At 62.7% G+C, this 16,659-nt stretch carries 21 protein-coding genes; 10 read left to right on the top strand and 11 right to left on the bottom strand.

The annotated features are described in order from the left end of the window. Window positions 1-9: 9 nt before the first annotated feature. The 3 genes from HMPREF9695_RS08100 to clpS all read right to left on the bottom strand — a co-directional run bounded on the left by HMPREF9695_RS08100 (window position 10) and on the right by clpS (window position 2,392). Entirely contained in the window at window positions 10-858 is an 849-nt protein-coding gene (locus HMPREF9695_RS08100) for a tetratricopeptide repeat protein (RefSeq protein WP_085947367.1), read from the bottom strand. Between the two features lie 53 nt (window positions 859-911). Further along, entirely contained in the window at window positions 912-1,976 is a 1,065-nt protein-coding gene (locus HMPREF9695_RS08095; RefSeq protein WP_006020346.1) for a carboxylesterase family protein, read from the bottom strand. 104 nt (window positions 1,977-2,080) lie between these two features. After that, window positions 2,081-2,392 carry an ATP-dependent Clp protease adapter ClpS gene (clpS, locus tag HMPREF9695_RS08090; protein WP_006020345.1) on the bottom strand — a complete coding sequence of 104 codons (312 nt, stop codon included), beginning with the start codon at window positions 2,390-2,392 and terminating at the stop codon, window positions 2,081-2,083. A gap of 99 nt (window positions 2,393-2,491) precedes the next feature. On the opposite strand from clpS, the gene HMPREF9695_RS08085 reads away from it, so the two are divergent. The 3 genes from HMPREF9695_RS08085 (at window position 2,492) to HMPREF9695_RS08075 (ending at window position 4,870) form a co-directional block, all read left to right on the top strand. Beyond that, entirely contained in the window at window positions 2,492-2,704 is a 213-nt protein-coding gene (locus HMPREF9695_RS08085; protein WP_006020344.1) for a KTSC domain-containing protein, read from the top strand. Window positions 2,705-2,911: 207 nt separating this feature from the next. Then, window positions 2,912-4,105 carry an ABC transporter substrate-binding protein gene (locus tag HMPREF9695_RS08080; protein ID WP_006020343.1) on the top strand — a complete coding sequence of 398 codons (1,194 nt, stop codon included), beginning with the start codon at window positions 2,912-2,914 and terminating at the stop codon, window positions 4,103-4,105. Window positions 4,106-4,315: 210 nt separating this feature from the next. Then, a complete protein-coding gene (locus tag HMPREF9695_RS08075) occupies window positions 4,316-4,870 on the top strand; it encodes a cupin domain-containing protein (protein ID WP_006020342.1) in 555 nt (184 codons plus the stop codon). Window positions 4,871-4,878: 8 nt separating this feature from the next. Here the strand turns inward: HMPREF9695_RS08075 and HMPREF9695_RS08070 are convergent, their stop codons facing one another. Further along, entirely contained in the window at window positions 4,879-5,130 is a 252-nt protein-coding gene (locus HMPREF9695_RS08070; protein ID WP_006020341.1) for a DUF6719 family protein, read from the bottom strand. A 177-nt stretch (window positions 5,131-5,307) separates the two neighbouring features. Between HMPREF9695_RS08070 and HMPREF9695_RS25685 the strand changes: the two genes are divergently transcribed. After that, window positions 5,308-5,622, top strand: coding sequence for a hypothetical protein (locus tag HMPREF9695_RS25685; protein ID WP_006020340.1), 315 nt, complete (start codon window positions 5,308-5,310; stop codon window positions 5,620-5,622). A gap of 47 nt (window positions 5,623-5,669) precedes the next feature. Here HMPREF9695_RS25685 and HMPREF9695_RS08060 read toward each other — a convergent pair whose 3' ends face one another. The 5 genes from HMPREF9695_RS08060 to HMPREF9695_RS08040 form a co-directional block, all read right to left on the bottom strand. Further along, window positions 5,670-6,113: an MgtC/SapB family protein gene (locus HMPREF9695_RS08060; RefSeq protein ID WP_006020339.1), complete on the bottom strand. Its 444-nt coding sequence runs from the start codon at window positions 6,111-6,113 to the stop codon at window positions 5,670-5,672. A 110-nt stretch (window positions 6,114-6,223) separates the two neighbouring features. Beyond that, window positions 6,224-7,423, bottom strand: a complete 1,200-nt coding sequence (locus tag HMPREF9695_RS08055; RefSeq protein ID WP_006020338.1) for an efflux RND transporter periplasmic adaptor subunit — start codon at window positions 7,421-7,423, stop codon at window positions 6,224-6,226. Continuing rightward, on the bottom strand, window positions 7,413-10,610 hold the full coding sequence (locus tag HMPREF9695_RS08050; protein ID WP_006020337.1) for an efflux RND transporter permease subunit: 3,198 nt from the start codon (window positions 10,608-10,610) through the stop codon (window positions 7,413-7,415). The genes HMPREF9695_RS08055 and HMPREF9695_RS08050 overlap by 11 nt, the downstream gene beginning before the upstream one ends. 200 nt (window positions 10,611-10,810) lie before the next feature. Then, the gene (locus HMPREF9695_RS08045; RefSeq protein ID WP_006020336.1) at window positions 10,811-11,209 is read right to left on the bottom strand and encodes a PaaI family thioesterase; all 399 of its coding nucleotides are present in this window, start codon (window positions 11,207-11,209) and stop codon (window positions 10,811-10,813) included. A gap of 94 nt (window positions 11,210-11,303) precedes the next feature. Continuing rightward, window positions 11,304-12,596: an ArgE/DapE family deacylase gene (locus HMPREF9695_RS08040; RefSeq protein ID WP_006020335.1), complete on the bottom strand. Its 1,293-nt coding sequence runs from the start codon at window positions 12,594-12,596 to the stop codon at window positions 11,304-11,306. A gap of 241 nt (window positions 12,597-12,837) precedes the next feature. Here HMPREF9695_RS08040 and HMPREF9695_RS08035 point away from each other — a divergent pair, with 241 nt between their 5' ends. Then, window positions 12,838-13,485 (top strand): hypothetical protein, encoded by a 648-nt coding sequence (locus HMPREF9695_RS08035; RefSeq protein WP_006020334.1) that lies wholly within the window; start codon window positions 12,838-12,840, stop codon window positions 13,483-13,485. Between the two features lie 107 nt (window positions 13,486-13,592). On the opposite strand, the gene HMPREF9695_RS08030 is transcribed toward HMPREF9695_RS08035, so the two are convergent. Next, the gene (locus HMPREF9695_RS08030; RefSeq protein ID WP_006020333.1) at window positions 13,593-14,201 is read right to left on the bottom strand and encodes an NAD(P)-dependent oxidoreductase; all 609 of its coding nucleotides are present in this window, start codon (window positions 14,199-14,201) and stop codon (window positions 13,593-13,595) included. A 207-nt stretch (window positions 14,202-14,408) separates the two neighbouring features. Between HMPREF9695_RS08030 and HMPREF9695_RS08025 the strand changes: the two genes are divergently transcribed. The 5 genes from HMPREF9695_RS08025 to HMPREF9695_RS08010 all read left to right on the top strand — a co-directional run bounded on the left by HMPREF9695_RS08025 (window position 14,409) and on the right by HMPREF9695_RS08010 (window position 15,912). Beyond that, entirely contained in the window at window positions 14,409-14,738 is a 330-nt protein-coding gene (locus HMPREF9695_RS08025; protein WP_245258767.1) for a winged helix-turn-helix transcriptional regulator, read from the top strand. A gap of 162 nt (window positions 14,739-14,900) precedes the next feature. Then, the gene (locus HMPREF9695_RS08020) at window positions 14,901-15,092 is read left to right on the top strand and encodes a hypothetical protein (RefSeq protein WP_006020331.1); all 192 of its coding nucleotides are present in this window, start codon (window positions 14,901-14,903) and stop codon (window positions 15,090-15,092) included. 67 nt (window positions 15,093-15,159) lie between these two features. Further along, a complete protein-coding gene (locus tag HMPREF9695_RS08015; protein WP_006020330.1) occupies window positions 15,160-15,489 on the top strand; it encodes a DMT family transporter in 330 nt (109 codons plus the stop codon). 17 nt (window positions 15,490-15,506) lie between these two features. Further along, on the top strand, window positions 15,507-15,656 hold the full coding sequence (locus HMPREF9695_RS26600) for a hypothetical protein (protein WP_006020329.1): 150 nt from the start codon (window positions 15,507-15,509) through the stop codon (window positions 15,654-15,656). A 7-nt stretch (window positions 15,657-15,663) separates the two neighbouring features. Next, window positions 15,664-15,912, top strand: coding sequence for a DUF6719 family protein (locus HMPREF9695_RS08010; protein WP_006020328.1), 249 nt, complete (start codon window positions 15,664-15,666; stop codon window positions 15,910-15,912). On the opposite strand, the gene HMPREF9695_RS08005 is transcribed toward HMPREF9695_RS08010, so the two are convergent. Then, window positions 15,909-16,655, bottom strand: coding sequence for an SDR family oxidoreductase (locus HMPREF9695_RS08005; RefSeq protein ID WP_006020327.1), 747 nt, complete (start codon window positions 16,653-16,655; stop codon window positions 15,909-15,911). The genes HMPREF9695_RS08010 and HMPREF9695_RS08005 overlap by 4 nt on opposite strands. Window positions 16,656-16,659 lie beyond the last annotated feature (4 nt).

Raw genomic sequence — 16,659 nt, 5'->3', positions numbered from 1 at the left:
TGCAGATCGTCAGAAGCACAGATTGGTGACAACCTTGCCGGACTTGTCCTTGAGCACGTAGGGACATTGCGCACGCTTGAGCGCGGCCTTGGCGTCCTCGTTGCCGAGCGCTGCGGATTTCTCGTAGTAGGTTTTCGCTGCGCTCGAATCCTGCGGACCGCCGCGGCCTTCCTTCGCGAATGCACCCATCCGCTCCAGCGCGCCGGGATGATCCTGTGCCGCCGCCTTCTCGAACAGGGTGCGCGCGCCCGCGTCATCCTTCGGACCGCCGACGCCATCCTGCAACATCAGTCCCAGTTGAAACTGCGCCTCCGCGTTGGTCTCCGCCGCTTTCGCCAGCAGGCTGCGCGAGCGGGCCGCATCGGCAGGTGCAGCACCGCCCTTGCCCGACAGTGCAGCCAGATTGCTGACACCGCGTGGATTGCCGCCCTGCGCGGCTCGCTCGAACAGCTTGGCTGCCGCGGCTTCGTCTTTCGCGATGCCCGCCCCTGTCGCATAGGCGACGCCGAGCTCGACCATCGCCGACGTGCTGCCCTTGTCGGCGGCCTTGCGCCACGCGCCGATCGCCTCACCGCTCTGGTTGTTCGCCGCGTAGGCGCGGCCAAGCTGATACATCGCGCGCCGCGTGCCGGAGGCCTGCTTGCAGAATTTGATCGCGGTCGCGACATCGGCCGCCGCGACGCTGGCAACGCCCTTCACATCGGCGGGCTTGTCCGGATCGGCAGGATCGGCGGCGAGCCGGTCGCACAGCACCAGATCGGCGGACTGCGCATGCGCTGGCGCGTGATTGGCGGCGGCGATCAGCGCGGCTGCGGCGATGCTGAAAATATGTGCAATTGAAACTAAGGTCTGCTTCATCGGGAACCCGGGTCGCTTCATGGCCCGTTATACCCCGACAACGGCCCGCACCGCTATGCCTTCAGCCAGTCCAGCAGCGGCGCGTTGATCTCGCGCGGATAGGTATGGGCGAGATCGTCGATCTCGCGATAGGTCACGTTCGCGCCCGCCGCGCTCAGCGCACGCTGCGCCTGCCGCGCCACCTCGACCGGAAACATCCAGTCCAGCGCGCCGTGGACCAGATAGATGGGCAGCCCCTGCATGCGCTGCGCGTCGGCCATCGAAATCAGCATCGGATGAAACGTCGCGGACACCGGCGCGAGATGCGTGAAGGGCGAGCCGCTATCGAGCGCGCTGACATAGCAGAACGTGCCGCCGTCGCTCATGCCTGTCAGCAGCCGCCGGTCGGGATCGATATTCCATTGCGCGCTGACCTGCTCCACGATGCGCGCGAGGTTCGGCGTATCGTTGTCGTCGCCCATCAGCGCCCACGTGCTGCCCAGCGAATTGCCTGCTGATGTCGGCGCGACAAGGATCGCACCGAAGCTGCGCGCGTCGCGCAGCCAGGTCCACAGGAAGCCGCGGCCATGTCCGCTGCCGCCGTGCAGGGCGACCACCAGCGGCCACGCGCGATCCGGCGTGTAGGTTTCCGGCACGTAGAGCGAGAAGCCGCCGCGCGTGCGCGGTTCGTTGTCGAAGTGCATCACGCCGGTCACGCCCTCACGCGGCGGCTGCATGCTTCGCGCAAGGACGTCGGCGTCGGAGCGCAGGGATGAATCGAGAAAGAAGCCGTTCACCGCCGGGATCATCGAGGCCAGCGGATAAAGCGCCTCCTGCGCACGCGGCAGATGGCGCAGGGCCTTGAATACGGAGCGGATGTCGCCGCCGTCCAGCGCCGCACGCAATTCTGCGAACGCCGACAGGGCTTCATCGCTTGCGGCGACAAGCCGCTTGCCGACGTCGTCCGATGCATCGGACGGCTTGAAGTCCGAATAGGCCGCGCGCAACGCCGCGTCCGGCGTGCCGGCCGCCTCCATCACTTCACCGAAGGTCTGGGGATCGAGGTGACGCGCGATAACGCCGAGCGTCTCGAGGCACGCGAACAATGGCGGCAGGATCGTTGCGGGATCGGATGTCATCGCCGCACGCTACCGTCCGGAGCGGCGCGCAGGCAAGGCGAGGCCCCGGACTGGCAGCCATGATTTACGATTTCAGCAGGCTGACCGTATGAAAGCGGCCCCGCCTATTCTTCCTTCTCCGTCGTGAAGAACAGCGGATAGCCCTTGGCCTTGCCGAGCTCAGTCGCTTCCTTGGCCTTGGTCTCGGCCACATCGCGCGTGTAGACCGCGATGACGCAGGCGCCCTTCTGATGCGCGGTGAGCATCACGCGGCTTGCCGTCTCCGCGCCCATGCGGAAAACTGCTTTCAGCACGCTGACGACGAATTCGCGCGGCGTGTAGTCGTCATTGAGCAGGATCACCTTGTAGAGCGGCGGCCGCTCCAGCTTGACCTTGGTCTTGGTGGTGGTTTTCGGTTTGACGGTTGTCGGGCTCATCAGGCATCTCTCGGACTGGTCCGTCTCGGACACGTTCGCGGGTTGGTATGGTTCGTTCCGCACCCCATATTCGGCAGGCTGGGATCATCGAGGGGCCGCATGCCGCAGGTCGCATCAAGCGTGATTTCGCGCATCGATTATAACGCGCCGGCGCGCGAGCTTCACGTCACTTTCACGAGCGGACGGTCCTACAGCTATTTCGGCGTTCCCGGCGAGGTCTATTTCCAGTTCTGCCGGGCTGCTTCGAAGGGCGATTTCTTCAACACCATGATCCGCGACCGCTACGAATTCGCCGAACGCCGCGGCGGTTGACCACCGCTTGAGCCGACCTGACAGTCCAGAATCGATACTGAGGCCGGTATTGACCCACATTCGCGGCGCTTATGTCGCACAAATCTCCTTTAGCAATGGATTTTTTCCACTTGCACCCCCTTTTCGCGGAAGCTAATTTCAAGTTCTAAAATCGAACTAATAATCCGCATCGATGGACGGGCGGCTCACGGGAGAGAAAGAACCACTATGTCGAGGATATTATTCGCCGCGCTTGCCGCATCGCTCACGCTGACCACGGCTGCTGTCGCGGCGGACGCCCCTGGCGTCACCGCCACCGAGATCAAGGTCGGAGCGACCTTCCCCTTCAGTGGCCCGGCATCGGCGCTGGGCAACGCCGGTAAGGGGCTGATCGCCTATGTCAACCAGATCAACGACCGCGGCGGCATCAACGGCCGCAAGATCAATCTCATCACCTATGACGACGCCTACAGCCCGCCGAAGGCGGTCGAACACACCCGCAAGCTGATCGAAAGCGACGAGGTCGCTTTCATGTTCGGCCAGCTCGGTACTCCGTCGAACTCGGCAACCAACAAGTATCTGACCGGCAAGAAAATACCCTCCGCCTTCATTACAACGGGCGCGACCAAGTTTACGGACAGCAAAGAGTATCCGCTGACCACCACGTCGCTGCCGAGCTACGACACCGAAGGCAAGGTCTATGCGAAATACTTCCGCGCGGAGCTGCCGAACGCGAAGGTCGGAATCCTCTATCAGAACGACGACTTCGGTAAGGACTTCCTCAACGCGATGAAGGCGTCCTACAAGGACGAGGCCGCAACCAAGCTCGTTGCGATCCCCTATGAAGTCGCCGACCCGACAGTGGATTCACAGGTCGTGAACCTCAAGGCGAGCGCACCCGACGCATTCCTGTTTGCGGGAACGCCGAAATTCGCGGCGCAGGCTCTCCGCAAGATGAACGAGATGGGCTGGAAACCGCTCACCGTCGTCAACTTCGTCGGGGCCTCGATCGGCGCAACCTTCGTGCCTGTTGGTCTCGACAAGGTGGTGGGTGTAGTAACTGCGGGCTTCCAGAAAGAGCCGACAGATCCGAAGTGGAAGGATGACCAGGGTGTGAAGGACTTCATCGCCTTCGCACAGAAGTATCTCCCCGGAGCCGACCTCGCTGACCAGAACTATATGTTTGGCTACCAGCAGGGCATGATCCTCGAGCAGTTGATCAAGCAAAGCGGCAACGATCTGTCGCGCGAAAACATCCTGAAGCAGAGCAAGAGCATCAAGGATCTGACGCTGCCGACCGCGCTGCCGGGAATCAAGGTCAACACAAGCGAGACGGTCAATCAGGCCTACACACAGCTTCAGTTGCAGAAGTGGAACGGCAAGAGCTGGGACCAGTTCGGCAGCGTCCTGAAAGCCGACTGACGCAGCTAACGCCATCAGACATCTGACACATCATCAGGGCGTCGCGATCATCTCGCGGCGCCCTCTGCTTTTGGCCTTGAGACGCCGACCCGGCGGCAAGGCCGCGGGAACATAGCCGCCGCTGCCGTGTTGTATGTGCGACCCCGCCGCGCAGGCATTCGCCGCCGGCAAAATCCCCCATCTGATGACGGAACCATGGATTCGGCCCCCATGACTGTGACCTATCATTCGGATCCCTCGACGCCATCGTTCAAGATCAAGCCTGTATCCTTCGTCTTTGCGGATGATGGATCGGTCCCGAACAACCGGCTGCCGTTCCTGCTCTACAAGAGCGCGATCGCACTCGAAAACGGTAATCCGGAACAGGCCATCGAGGACACGTTCCACGCCAATGGCTGGGGCCAGACCTGGCGCAACGGTATTTTCGACTATCTCCACTATCATGCGACGGTCCACGAAGTGCTGGGCGTCGCGCGCGGCCGGGCGCTGGTTCGCTTCGGCGGCGACCATGGCGAAGATTTTGAGATCAGAAAGGGCGATGTTGCGATCCTGCCCGCAGGCACCGGTCACCAGCGGCTGTCGGCGAGTGACGACTTCGTCGTGGTAGGCGCTTACCCGCCCGGCCCGCAGATGCAGATCTCGCGTCCCACCCCGGAAAACTATCGCCTTGCAGTCCAGAGCATTCCGGAAGTCGCGCTGCCGGACACCGATCCGGTCTACGGATCGCGCGGCCCGCTGGTCGAGCTATGGAAAAAACGCAGTTAGCCAGAGGATCAGGGGATCGCGACGGCGCGCGAGGCCTGTTCGCGTCCCATCGGGACGCAAGCCTTCTTGCGCCGGAGCGCACCGAGGGCACCCGTGACCTTCATAACCTTGCCTACACCGCAGCTCCCGTTGTCGACATAGACGACGGACCACGGCGAGAGGAAATAAGGTTCTTTTTTCAGGAAGTTGGGTGACAATTCCTGCGCCAGGCACGGCGCGGAGACGGTGCAAAGAAGTGCGAGAGCAACAACGGTACGCATGACACTCATCTCTGGGACGGCAGACATCACAATGCGCTTTTTCGGTGAAGGTTCCAAGACGCGAACAGCAGCACGATGATTATTTTCTCGGCATGGTCTTCCGGCAGGCATCACGCGGCCGGACCGGAACGGTGTGCCGCACGATGTGTTGAGCCTCCAGTAGCAACGGAGGTTCTAATGCGACGTAAATTGCTTCTGACAACGATCATCGCCGCCTCGCTTGCGGCCTCGACGATTGCGGCGTCCGCTCAGGTTGCTCCGCCCTCCTCGCCGGGCGGCTCGGGTGCGGGTTCGCCTGGCGTCTCACCGGCAACTCCACCACCTGCAGCAACGGCTCCGTCACCGGGGACCACCGGCAGCAACACCGGGGTCAACCAGCCTGGCGTGCCGAACACATCGACGCCCGGGAAAATCGGGACCGGCGCGTCGCCGAGCGGCCTCCCCGGCGACAGCACGTCCAATCCCGGCTACCCGGGTAAGGTGGGCCGGTAGCCCGCTCCAACCAAAGCAATTCGGCGCGCTTACCCCGTGCCGGATTTTTACCTCTTGGCTTCCTGCTTCAAGGGGGCCAGCAGCCAGAGCGTAAGGAACGTGAACAGTGAAATGACCACGGCGACGTCGTAGGCGCCGAGCCCTACCGCCGCGCCGGTGGCGCCCGTGGCCCAGAGGCTGGCGGCTGTCGCCGTGCCCCGCACCGTATTCTCGGTCTTGAGGATCGCGCCGCCGCCGATGAAGCCCATGCCGGTCATCAGGCCCTCGATGATCCGTGCCGTGCCTTCGGGGTGACCTGCGAGAATGTGCTCGGTGGCCTGCACGATGCCGCAGGTCGCCAGCGCAACCAGCGGGAAGGTCCGCAGGCCGGCACTCCGCTCTTCCTTTTCCCTATTCCAGCCGATCGGCAGCGCCAGCACGTAAGCTATGGTCAGCGCGACCAGATGAGGGCCGAGCCTGAAACTGCCCGCTGCTTCCAGAAGTGATTGCATGAGATTCACCACGGTTCACCGTAGAGGTTTTCCGGACAGGTGAACCGCGACAAAAAGCTCACGCAATCCAGAGCGGTCCCTGGAACCAGGCTCATCCAAAGGAAGGCGAGCTACTCGGTCTTGGTGGTGGAGTTGGAACTGGTCCGCGGCGTGCCGTCCTTGCCGGCTCCCGCGATGCGGACCTGATCGCCGTCCGCAATACCGTCGAGCGGAGTGATGATGATCCGGTCATCGGGCGACAGTCCGCTGGCGATCTCGATCTCGCGGCCGAGGTCGCGTGCGATGGTCACGGTCTTGAACAGCACCTTGTCGCCGGCGGTCACCGTGGCCACGCGCAATCCGCTGTTGTTGAAGACCAGTGCGCTCGCCGGAATGCTCAGCGGCTGCGCATCGCTGGACAGCGCCAGCTTGACGTTGGCGAAGGCGCCGGGACGCAATTCGCCCTTCGGGTTCTCGATCGCAAGCTGCATGCGGGTCGTGCCGGACGAAACATCCACCGACTGCGACGACGCCTCGATGGTCGCCGGGAAGGTGCGGCCCGCATATTCCGGCACCGTGACGACCGCTTTCGCGCCCATCCTGATGCCGGGCAGATAGTTCTGCGGCACGTTCACATAGAGGCGCAGCTTCTTGACGTCGGACACCACGAACATCGCCGCACCCGAGCCGGTGCCGCCGTTGATCAGTGCACCGACGTCGGTGTTGCGTTCGGTAACCACGCCATCGAACGGCGCGGTGACATTCTTGTAGCTCGCCAGCGCCTCGAGCCGCTGCACGTTCGCGCTCATCGCGTTGACCTGCGCTTCCTTGCTGGCGAGATCGGCCGAACGCTCATCGATTTCCTGCTGCGAGACGAAGTTCGACGCCAGCAGCGTCTTGCGGCGCGCGAGCGTGGCAGCGGACAGCTTGGCCGCCGCCTGCGAATTCGCGAGGTCCGCGCGAGCCTGCAAAAGTTGCTGGTCGAGGTCCGGCGCTTCGATTTCGGCAAGCTTCTGTCCGGCCGCGACCTGAGCGCCGATATCGGCGCTCCAGCTCTTGAGATAGCCGCTGACGCGCGCGTAGATCGGCGCACGCGAATAGGCCTCCAGACGTCCCGGCAGGTCGAGCGTCGCGTTGAGCGGCTTGGTGCCCGGCAGCGCGACCGCGACCGACGGGATCGCCTGCGCGTCGGTCCATTCCTTGAGGTTGGCGTCGCCCTTCGAGCGGGTGATGATCCCGCTGACAACAACGGCTGCAAGCACGCCGATGGCGACGGTGCCATAGAGCCTCAGCTTGCGTGGCGAGACTGACGAGGTCTTGTCAGGTTGCATGAACCATCTCCGGCGCCGTCGCGGATGTCGCGGGCTGTTGCTTCTTCTTGTGAACCATACTGAACACCACCGGTACGAACAGCAATGTGGCGGTCGTTGCGAAAATCAGGCCGCCGATCACGGCGCGGCCGAGCGGCGCATTCTGCTCGCCGCCCTCGCCCATTCCCAGAGCCATCGGGGTCATGCCGATGATCATGGCAAGCGCCGTCATCAGCACGGGGCGGAACCGGACGAAACCGGCGTCGAGCGCGGCCGCGACCGGATCGCCGAGCTGGTCAAAGCGCTCGCGGGCGAAAGCGATCACCAGCACCGAGTTCGCCGTCGCCACGCCCATGCACATGATCGCGCCGGTCAGCGCCGGAACCGACAGCGTTGTATGGGTCGCGAACAGCATCCACACGATGCCCGCAAGCGCGGCGGGCAGCGCCGAGACGATCACAAACGGATCGGACCACGACTGGAAGTTGACCACGATCAGAAGGTAGATCAGCACGATCGCGCCGAGCAGGCCGAACAGCAGGCCGGCGAAGGCGCTGTTCATCGTCTCCACCTGCCCCAGCAAGACCACGCGGCTGCCGCGCGGAAGATCCTTGGCGGTTTCCGCGATCACCTTGTTGATGTCCGCTGCAACGGCGCCCAGGTCGCGGCCCTGCGGCGTGGCGAAGATCTGCACCATGGTCTGGATGTCATACTGCGAGACCACCGCGCTCGAGGAGGAGCGCTTGATGTCGGCGATGCCGCCCAGCATCGGCGCCGTCGCAATTCCGGCGGAGGAAATCGGCAGCGCCTCCAGCTTGTTCAGCGAGTCGATCTGGTACTGCGGCGTCTGCATCACAATCGAATAGGATACGCCGTTGTTCGGATCGAGAAAGAACGTCGGCGCAACCTGCGAGCTGCCGGCGAGGTTCACCACCATGCTGTTGGTCACGTCGCGCGCGGTCAGACCGACATACTGTGCGCGGGTGCGGTCCACATTGACGTCGAAGCTCGGATTGTTCGGCGACTGCTGGATGCGCGCATCGGCGACACCCGGAATCAGCTTGATCCGCCGCAGAAGGTCATTGGCGTACCTGAAATTCTCAACCGTATTCGCGCCGCGCACCTGAATGTCGATCGGCGCCGGAGAGCCGAAGTTCAGGATCTGGCTGACGATGTCGGCGGGAAGGAACGCGAACGAGACGCCGGGGAATTCGCGCGGCAGCTTTTCGCGCAGCTCGCGCACATATTCCTCGGTCGGCTTGTGATCTTCCTTGAGTTTGATCTGGATGTCGCCGTCCTGCGGGCCGATCACGCCGGTGTTGTTGTAGGTCAGGTTGATGCCCGAGATCGGCATGCCGATGTTGTCGGCCATGGTCTCGATCTTGTCGGACGGAATGACCTGCCGGATCACCTTCTGGATATCGGCAAGCTTGTTGGCTGTTTCTTCGACCCGCGTCCCGATCTGGGTGCGGACGTGGATCAGGATCTGCCCGGTATCGACCGACGGGAAGAAGTTGCGGCCGAGGAACGGCACCAGCAGGAACGAGACCCCGACGAAGCCGAGGAAGCCGATAACGAACACCTTGCGATGGCCGAGCGCCATATGCAGCAGGCCGTGATAGACGTCCCTCACCCGTTCGAAACGCTTTTCGAATGCGCGCTGGAACAGCACCAGCGGATTGCGGCTTTCCGGCGGAGGCAGCGGATTGCCGTTCTCGTCATGCGGGTGCGGATGCAGCAGATACTTCGCCATCGTCGGCACCAGCGTGCGCGACAGGATGAACGACCAGGTCATCGCGAACATCACCGAGAGCGCCATCGGTACGAACAGGAAGCGCGACACGCCGGTCAGGAAGAACATCGGCACGAACACGATGCAGATACAGAGCAGCGTGACGAAGGCAGGCGTCGCGATCTGGCGCGCGCCCTCGAGGATGGCGGGCTCGACCTCCATCCCGTGTTCGAGATGGTAGTTGATGTTCTCGATGGTCACGGTGGCGTCGTCGACCAGAATACCGACCGCGAGCGCGAGGCCGCCGAGCGTCATGATGTTGAGCGTCTCGCCGACCGCCGACAGACAGATGATCGCCCCGAACACCGAGAGCGGGATCGAGATCGCGATGATGAGGGTCGAGCGCCAGCTTCCGAGGAACAGCAGGATCATGATGCTGGTCAGCGCCGCCGCCAGCACGCCCTCGAAGGCGACACCGGCGATGGCGCCGCGCACGAAGATCGACTGGTCGCCAAGCAGATTGACGCGCAACTGCTCCGGCAACTGGTCCTTGGTGTCGATGATCTTCTGCTTGATGCCGGAGATGATATCCAGCGTCGACGTCGCGCCCGCCTTCAGCACCATCATCAGCACCGATCGCGTGCCGTCGACATGAACGATGTTGGTCTGCGGCGGGTTGCCGTCGCGCACCTGCGCCACATCGCGGATATAGACCGTCGCGCCGTTGACGACCTTGATCGGCAGGTTGCCGAGCTCCTCGATCTTGCGCGGCGCGTTGTTGAGCTGGATGTTGTATTCGAAGTTGCCGATCTTCTGGGTGCCGACCGGCGTAATCAGGTTCTGCGCGGCGAGCGCGTTGGCGACGTCCTGTCCGGACAGGCCGAGCGCCTGCATCGCGGTCGGATTGATGTCGAGCTGGATCTGGCGCTGCTTGCCGCCGAACGGCCACGGGATCGCCGCGCCGGGCACGGTGACAAGAGGCGTGCGCAACTGGTTGGTGGCGATGTCGAACATGTTCTGTTCGGTCAGCCCCTCGCCGCCGAGCGCAAGCTGGATGATCGGCACCGTCGAGGCGCTGTAGTTCAGGATCAGCGGCGGCGTCGAACCGGCGGGCAATTGCCTCAGCATGGTCTGCGCGATCGCGGTGACCTGCGCATTCGCCGTGCGGATGTCGACGTTCGGCTGGAAGAAGATCTTGATGACGCCGTAAGTGTTGTACGAGTTCGCCGTGATGTGCTCGATGTCGTTGACCGTCGTGGTCAGCGCGCGCTGGAACGGCGTCACGATGCGGCCGGACATCTGGTCAGGCGGCAGGCCGGTGTACTGCCACACCACACCAATCACAGGGATGCGGATTTCGGGGAAGATGTCAGTCGGCGTGCGCAGGGCCGCCAGCGGCCCGACGATCAGCAGCAGGACCGCGAGCACGACGAAAGTATAGGGTCGGCTCAGGGCAATCCGGACAAGCGCATTCATCTTATGTTTTCTCGGTCGGCAGGCGCGACGTTGCCCCTGCGGGAAAGACCTGTTGTCTTCACGCTTTCAGTCAGGGGCTGATCTACCTGAATCTGCCGCGATTGCGCAACGCCGCGAAACTCACAGTCGCTTGTTCGGAAGGTTCCGGCGGCTGATTTCGCGGGTTTTGGATCAATATTTCGCCGGGCGGGGCCAATTTATCACAAGATCATCTGGGTCTGGGTGACGATGGCGACCAACCGCCCCTCCTCGGTTTCAATCCGGGTCTGCCAGACATGGGTGCGCCGCCCGAGATGGATCGGGGTGGTGGTCGCCCTGACGGTCGACCCCGCTTTGGCAGCCCCCGTGAAGTTGGTCTTGCTCTCGATGGTCGTGGTGCCCTTGGCGTCGGGCGGCAGGTTGATGATGGTGGCGGCAGCCCCGACGGAGTCCGCGAAGGCCATCACCGCGCCGCCATGGATCGAATGCCCCAGCGTACAGAGGTCCTCGCGCACCACCATGGTCGCGACTACCTTGTCCCTGGCGGCCTCGACGAATGTCACGCCCATCAGGGCGGCGAACGGCATGGGCCGCGACTGGATCATCTCAAGCAGGGTCACGCTGCCGCTCCTGTTGTTAATGTAAAAAGTGAAGCCGCTTCCGGGCCGGAGAGCGACTTAAAGTAACTGATGAACATCATCACACGGCCCCGGATCACGCGGCCTCCACGCCGCACCAGCCGGCCACGAACAGCGCAATCGCCCGCGTGGTCTTGCGCACCGATTCGATTTCGACCCGTTCGTTGAAGCCGTGCATCGCCTCGGCATTGGCGCCGAAGCACAGGCTCGGGATACCGGCGTTGAGACCATAGAAGCGCGTATCGGTCAGCGCCGTGAAAGCCAGATCCTTCATCGGTCCGCCATAGACCGTCTCACAGACCGAACGCAGCACGGCTTCGGGTTCATCCGCGCCTGTCAGTTCATAGCCTTCGGACAGGAAGCCGGACCACTCCACCACCGGCGGGTTCTTGGCCAGGAACGGATGCCGCGATGCGGCGGCTTCGACACAGGCGACGATCTCGGCCTGATGGTCCGCGATCGACCAGCCGGGCAGCACCGCAATCCGACAATCGACGTCGCACCATGCCGGCACCGAGGACGCCCAGTCGCCGCCCTTGATGATGCCGGGATTGAGCGTGATCGGATGCTTCACGACCTTGAAATGCCTGTCGCTGGCGGCGCGCCTGTTCCAGTCCTCTTCCAGCGCTTCAAGCGCCTGAAGCAGATGGTACGCCGCCTTGATGGCGTTCGCGCCGATGCCCGCCTCGTAGACGTGCGCCGGCTTGCCGCGCACCTTGAGGCGAAACCAGATCACCCCGACCTGCGAGCGCACCAGCCTGCCGTCCGTCGGCTCGGGAATGAAACAGCAGTCCGCGCGATAGCCACGCTGCACGGTTGAGAGCGCGCCAACGCCGGTGCTCTCCTCCTCGATCACGGACTGAAAATGGATCCGCGCCGTTGGTTTGAGACCTGCCGCGCGCAGCGCATCGAGTGCGTAGAGCGCGGCGATGGTGCCGGACTTCATATCGCCCGCGCCGCGGCCATAGAGCCAGCCGTCCCTGACGGTCGGCGAGAACGGCGGCGTGTCCCACATGTCGAGCGGCCCGGCGGGCACCACATCGCAGTGACCCTGCAGGATCAGCGAACGGCCCGCCTCACGCGCGGGACGATAGGTGCCGACCACGCTGCGCGCGCGGGAGAAATCGTGCTCGATCGGACCGAAGCCGCGCAGGTCCTTCAGGTCATCGACATTGATACGCCAGTCGTCGACCTCGTAGCCGCGTGCACGCAACAGGTCATGCATCATGTCCTGACACGGACCTTCCGCACCGCGTGTCGAAGGAATGGCGGAGAACTGTTTCGTCGTCTCGATCTGCCGGTCGAAGGCCTCGTCCACCGCATCGAGAATGCGGCGCTGGACCTCGTTCGAGGTTGTCTTGGCGTCCATCGTTTCGTCCCTTCGTGCCCGCGTCTTCCGCACGGATTACTGGCACGAGTGTAACCAACTTTAGGGGACGGCTGGAAGGGATGCGATAACCTCGCATGTAAGCATCCCAGAGGGTGCGGGCTGCCGGTTGAACCTCGGCCGGCGAAGTAACGACCAATGATTTCTCCGTAGCTGCCGCTACAGATGGGGGACGAACGGGGCGACCCGCTCCAGCCATCCTGCTCAAGACAAGCGTGACACAATGCTCATGATGTCCGACCGATTTAAGTATGCCGCCCTCGCCTTGCTGCTGCTGGCGATACTGCTCGCATGCTACAAGGGACGACACGCGATCTCTGCAAACGGCCGGTCGCTTGCCTGGACTCAAGTTCCTCTGATCGCGTTCGTGACGGTTTCAATCGGCCCGAGCGCAATCGCCACAATTCTCTATCTCGGCTACAAATCCGGTCTGTTGCAGGCCGGACCATCCGGATATCGATTTTCATCATTCATTTTCCAGCTCCCCCTTGATTTCGCGGTCATGAACTGGGGGTTTGTTGCGTTGTACGTGACTTGCCGGCTGGCGCCGAACTTTCGGTCGGCCCGGTCCGCGATGTGGCTTTCCGCAGCCGTGATGTCTTTACTCAACGTGCCGCTGTTCTTCCTGGCTCCCGATATGGTGTCCAACGTCTTCGATGCGGGCCAGGGCATCGGCATCGTTCAGGCCGTGCTCAGCATGCCGCTCTGGTTCGGTTCATATCCCAGCTTTCTTAATCCCGACTCTGCGCTTGGTCTTCTGGTCTTCGCGCCGCTCGCACCCATACCGCTCGCGGGTTTGGTCTGCTGGATTGCCGTACAACTCATCGGAGGGCCAGCCAGTTCTCCAAAAGCAACCAGTGCACGGCCGTAACGCACCGCTCCAAAAGTCTGCGGCCAGTCATTCTGCAAAGAGTCCGCATGTCCTCAATCATTCGGCCGCCACGCCTGTTGCGGCGGCCGAAGGATGACCTGCAAGGATCAATACCCTACCGTGAACCGCTGCCTTGAATGCGCGGGCTTCTCGACTTCATCCGCGAGCGCGATTGCATAGTCCGCGAACGAGATGCTGCTGCCCTTCTCCGTGGTCAGAAGCTGATCCTTGCCGAGGCGGAATGTGCCGGTACGAGGACCGTCGAAAAACAGTGCTGACGGCGAGAGAAACGTCCAGTCGAGGTCTTTCTCCTTGCGCAGCAATGCGAGGAACTCGCCGCCCTTGAAAGCCTCCGCCTTGTAGGCAGCCGGAAACTCCGGAGTCGTCACCAGCGCGACGCCGGGCGCGACCTCGAGGCTGCCGGCACCGCCGACCACCAGATAGCGCTTCGCGCCCGAGGCCTTCGCCGCGTCGATCAGCTTCTGCGGGTCGCTTGCCGTGAAGTGCACGGCGCTGATGACCACGTCGTGCCCTTTAAGCAGCGCGGCGAGCCCATCCCTGTCGAAGACGTTGCCCTTCTTCGGCGTGACGTTCGCCTGCGCCTGCACCTTCTCGGGATTGCGGACGATGGCCGTGACCTGATGGCCGCGGCTGGTGAGTTCCTTGAGAATGGGCGTGCCGGCCTGGCCGGTCGCGCCGATCAAAGCGATTTTCATGATTTGCGTCCCTTGTGCGATGTGGTATCTAATGGATACCAACTAACGAATGGACATCAGATGCCCGCTCGCGACGCCGCTGTGAAGAAGGCACCTTTCCGAGACATGGTCCCCTTTGAGAAACCACCCGCCAAACCTGCACGTGGAAACAAGGCTCAGCGCGGAAACTGGCCGACGAATCCCTACGCGCAGGATTGCCCGACCCGACTGGTGCTTGACCGTATCGCCGACAAGTGGACCGTATTGTTGCTGATCCTGCTGTCGCGCAGGCCGTGGCGCTTCAACGAACTGCGCCGCGAGATCGGCGGCCTCACGCAGAAAATGGCGTCGCAGACTCTGAAGGGACTGGAGCGTGACGGTCTCGTGAAGCGCAAGGTGACGCCGACCGTTCCGGTGACAGTAGAATATTCGATCACGCCCCTGGGGCGCACATTGAGCGACACCGTTGACGGCTTGCGCATCTGGGCGGAGCAGCACATGGGCGATGTCGCAAAAGCCCAGTCACAATATGACCGAACCAAGGCACAAACTGTGTAGATTCGGTCACACACGCCGAGTTTGTGCGGATGTTCTTTGTGCGTTCGCAAGAGTTGATGAGGTGTTTAGAGCTTGCGCGATAGGATGGCGCATCATCGGCGACAATCGATGACTTAATCGCCGGCGATGAAAATGAGCTCCCAAAATACAAGGAGAGCAATCATGCCAGCCTATGCACAGCATCACCGCAACCAGCAGATATTTCACGCGGCCATGACCGTGTGTCCAAGCTGCCAGAGCCTTCCCATGGAAATCAGGGAGGTGCATCCTCACTGGGACCTGGCGAGAGTCGACTTCATCTATGAATGCCCGGCGTGCTGCACTGAAGTCCGGGACACTGTCGCGAAGCACTAAACGCCGCTGTAAGTTCGCGGGGGCATCCGCGCCTACCAGAATCACGGCCGCCCGACTACGATGAGGCATGACCTTCGTCTACCTCATCATCGCGATCATTCTTGAGGTGATCGGAACCTCCGCGCTGCAGGCGTCGGAGCAATTCACCAAGCCGAAGCCGCTGATCCTGACAGCGATCGGCTACGCGGCCTCGTTCTATTTCCTGTCGCTGGTCCTGCGGACCATGCCGGTCGGGATCGCCTATGCGATCTGGTCCGGCCTTGGCATCGTGCTCATCACACTCGTTGGTCTTGTCTGGTTCGGCCAGAAGCTGGACATGCCTGCCGTGATCGGCCTCGCGCTGATCATCGCCGGCGTCGGCACCATCAATCTGTTTTCATCGACCGTTTCGCATTGACACATTGGAGAGACCACATGGACAATCGCAATATCCTCTACGCCGTCGTCGGAGCTCTCGTCATTGCGGTCGCCGTGCTCGGCTACAAGGTCTATCAGGACAACAAGAAGCCGCAGGGCCTGCAGATCAACGTCGGCCCCGACGGGCTGAAGATTCAGAACAAGTGAGACGCGAATGACCGCGACATCCTTCCCGCGCGCGCTGTTGCTTGCAGCGATTGCCTCGGTGGCGCTGATCGCCGCCGCGCGCGCTGACATTGTCGGACGTGAAACCGACATCACCGAACTCCGGCTCGGTCAGAAGATCTATGTCGACGACGGCTCGTGCCCCGCAGGGCAGATCAAGGAAGTCAGCGGCATGCGACTGACCGCAGCGGGCGTCGAGCGCTCCAAGAAATGCGTCGATCGCAAGGGCAAGCGCTAAATCGTCCTGCCGCCATCCACCGGCAGCACCACGCCGGTAATAAAGCCGGCGTCGTCCGACGCGAGATAGACGCACGCCTTGGCAATATCGTCAGGCTGCGACATGCGGCCGAGCGGAATCGTCGCGATGAACTTCGCGCGGTTCTCCGGCGTGTCCGGCACGCCCATGAAGCTTTCGAGCAGCGCGGTTTCGCCCATCACCGGCGCGACGCAGTTGACGCGAATCTTGTCCGGCGCAAGCTCCACCGCCATCGCGCTCGACAGCAGGTTCACCGCGCCCTTCGAGCCGTTATACCAGGTCAGGCCCGGACGCGGCCGGATGCCGCCGGTCGAGCCGATATTGATGATGCAGCCGCCGCCCTGCTTGCGCATCAGCGGCACCGTCGCGTTGGTCATGTGAAAGATCGATTTGACGTTGACGGCGAATACGCGGTCGAATTCGTCTTCCGTCACATCCATGATCGGCTTGTTGCGGAACGACCAGCCCGCGTTGTTCACCACGATGTCGAGCCGTCCGAATGTCTCGACGGCGGTCGCGACGGCCCTGTCGATGTCGTCCCGCTTCGACACATCGCCTGCCAACGAGACAGCCCCGCCGGTATTCGCGGCAACGCGCGCCGCGCCCTCACCGTTCAGATCGACGATGACGACCTTCGCGCCTTCATCGACAAAATGACGCGCGATGGCCGCGCCAAAACCCGATGCGCCACCTGTGACCAGTGCAACCTTGTTTTCAAGACGCATGGTG

This window comes from Afipia broomeae ATCC 49717 (genome assembly GCF_000314675.2).
GTDB lineage: Bacteria > Pseudomonadota > Alphaproteobacteria > Rhizobiales > Xanthobacteraceae > Afipia > Afipia broomeae.
This window is presented reverse-complemented; position numbering and strand designations above follow the sequence as displayed.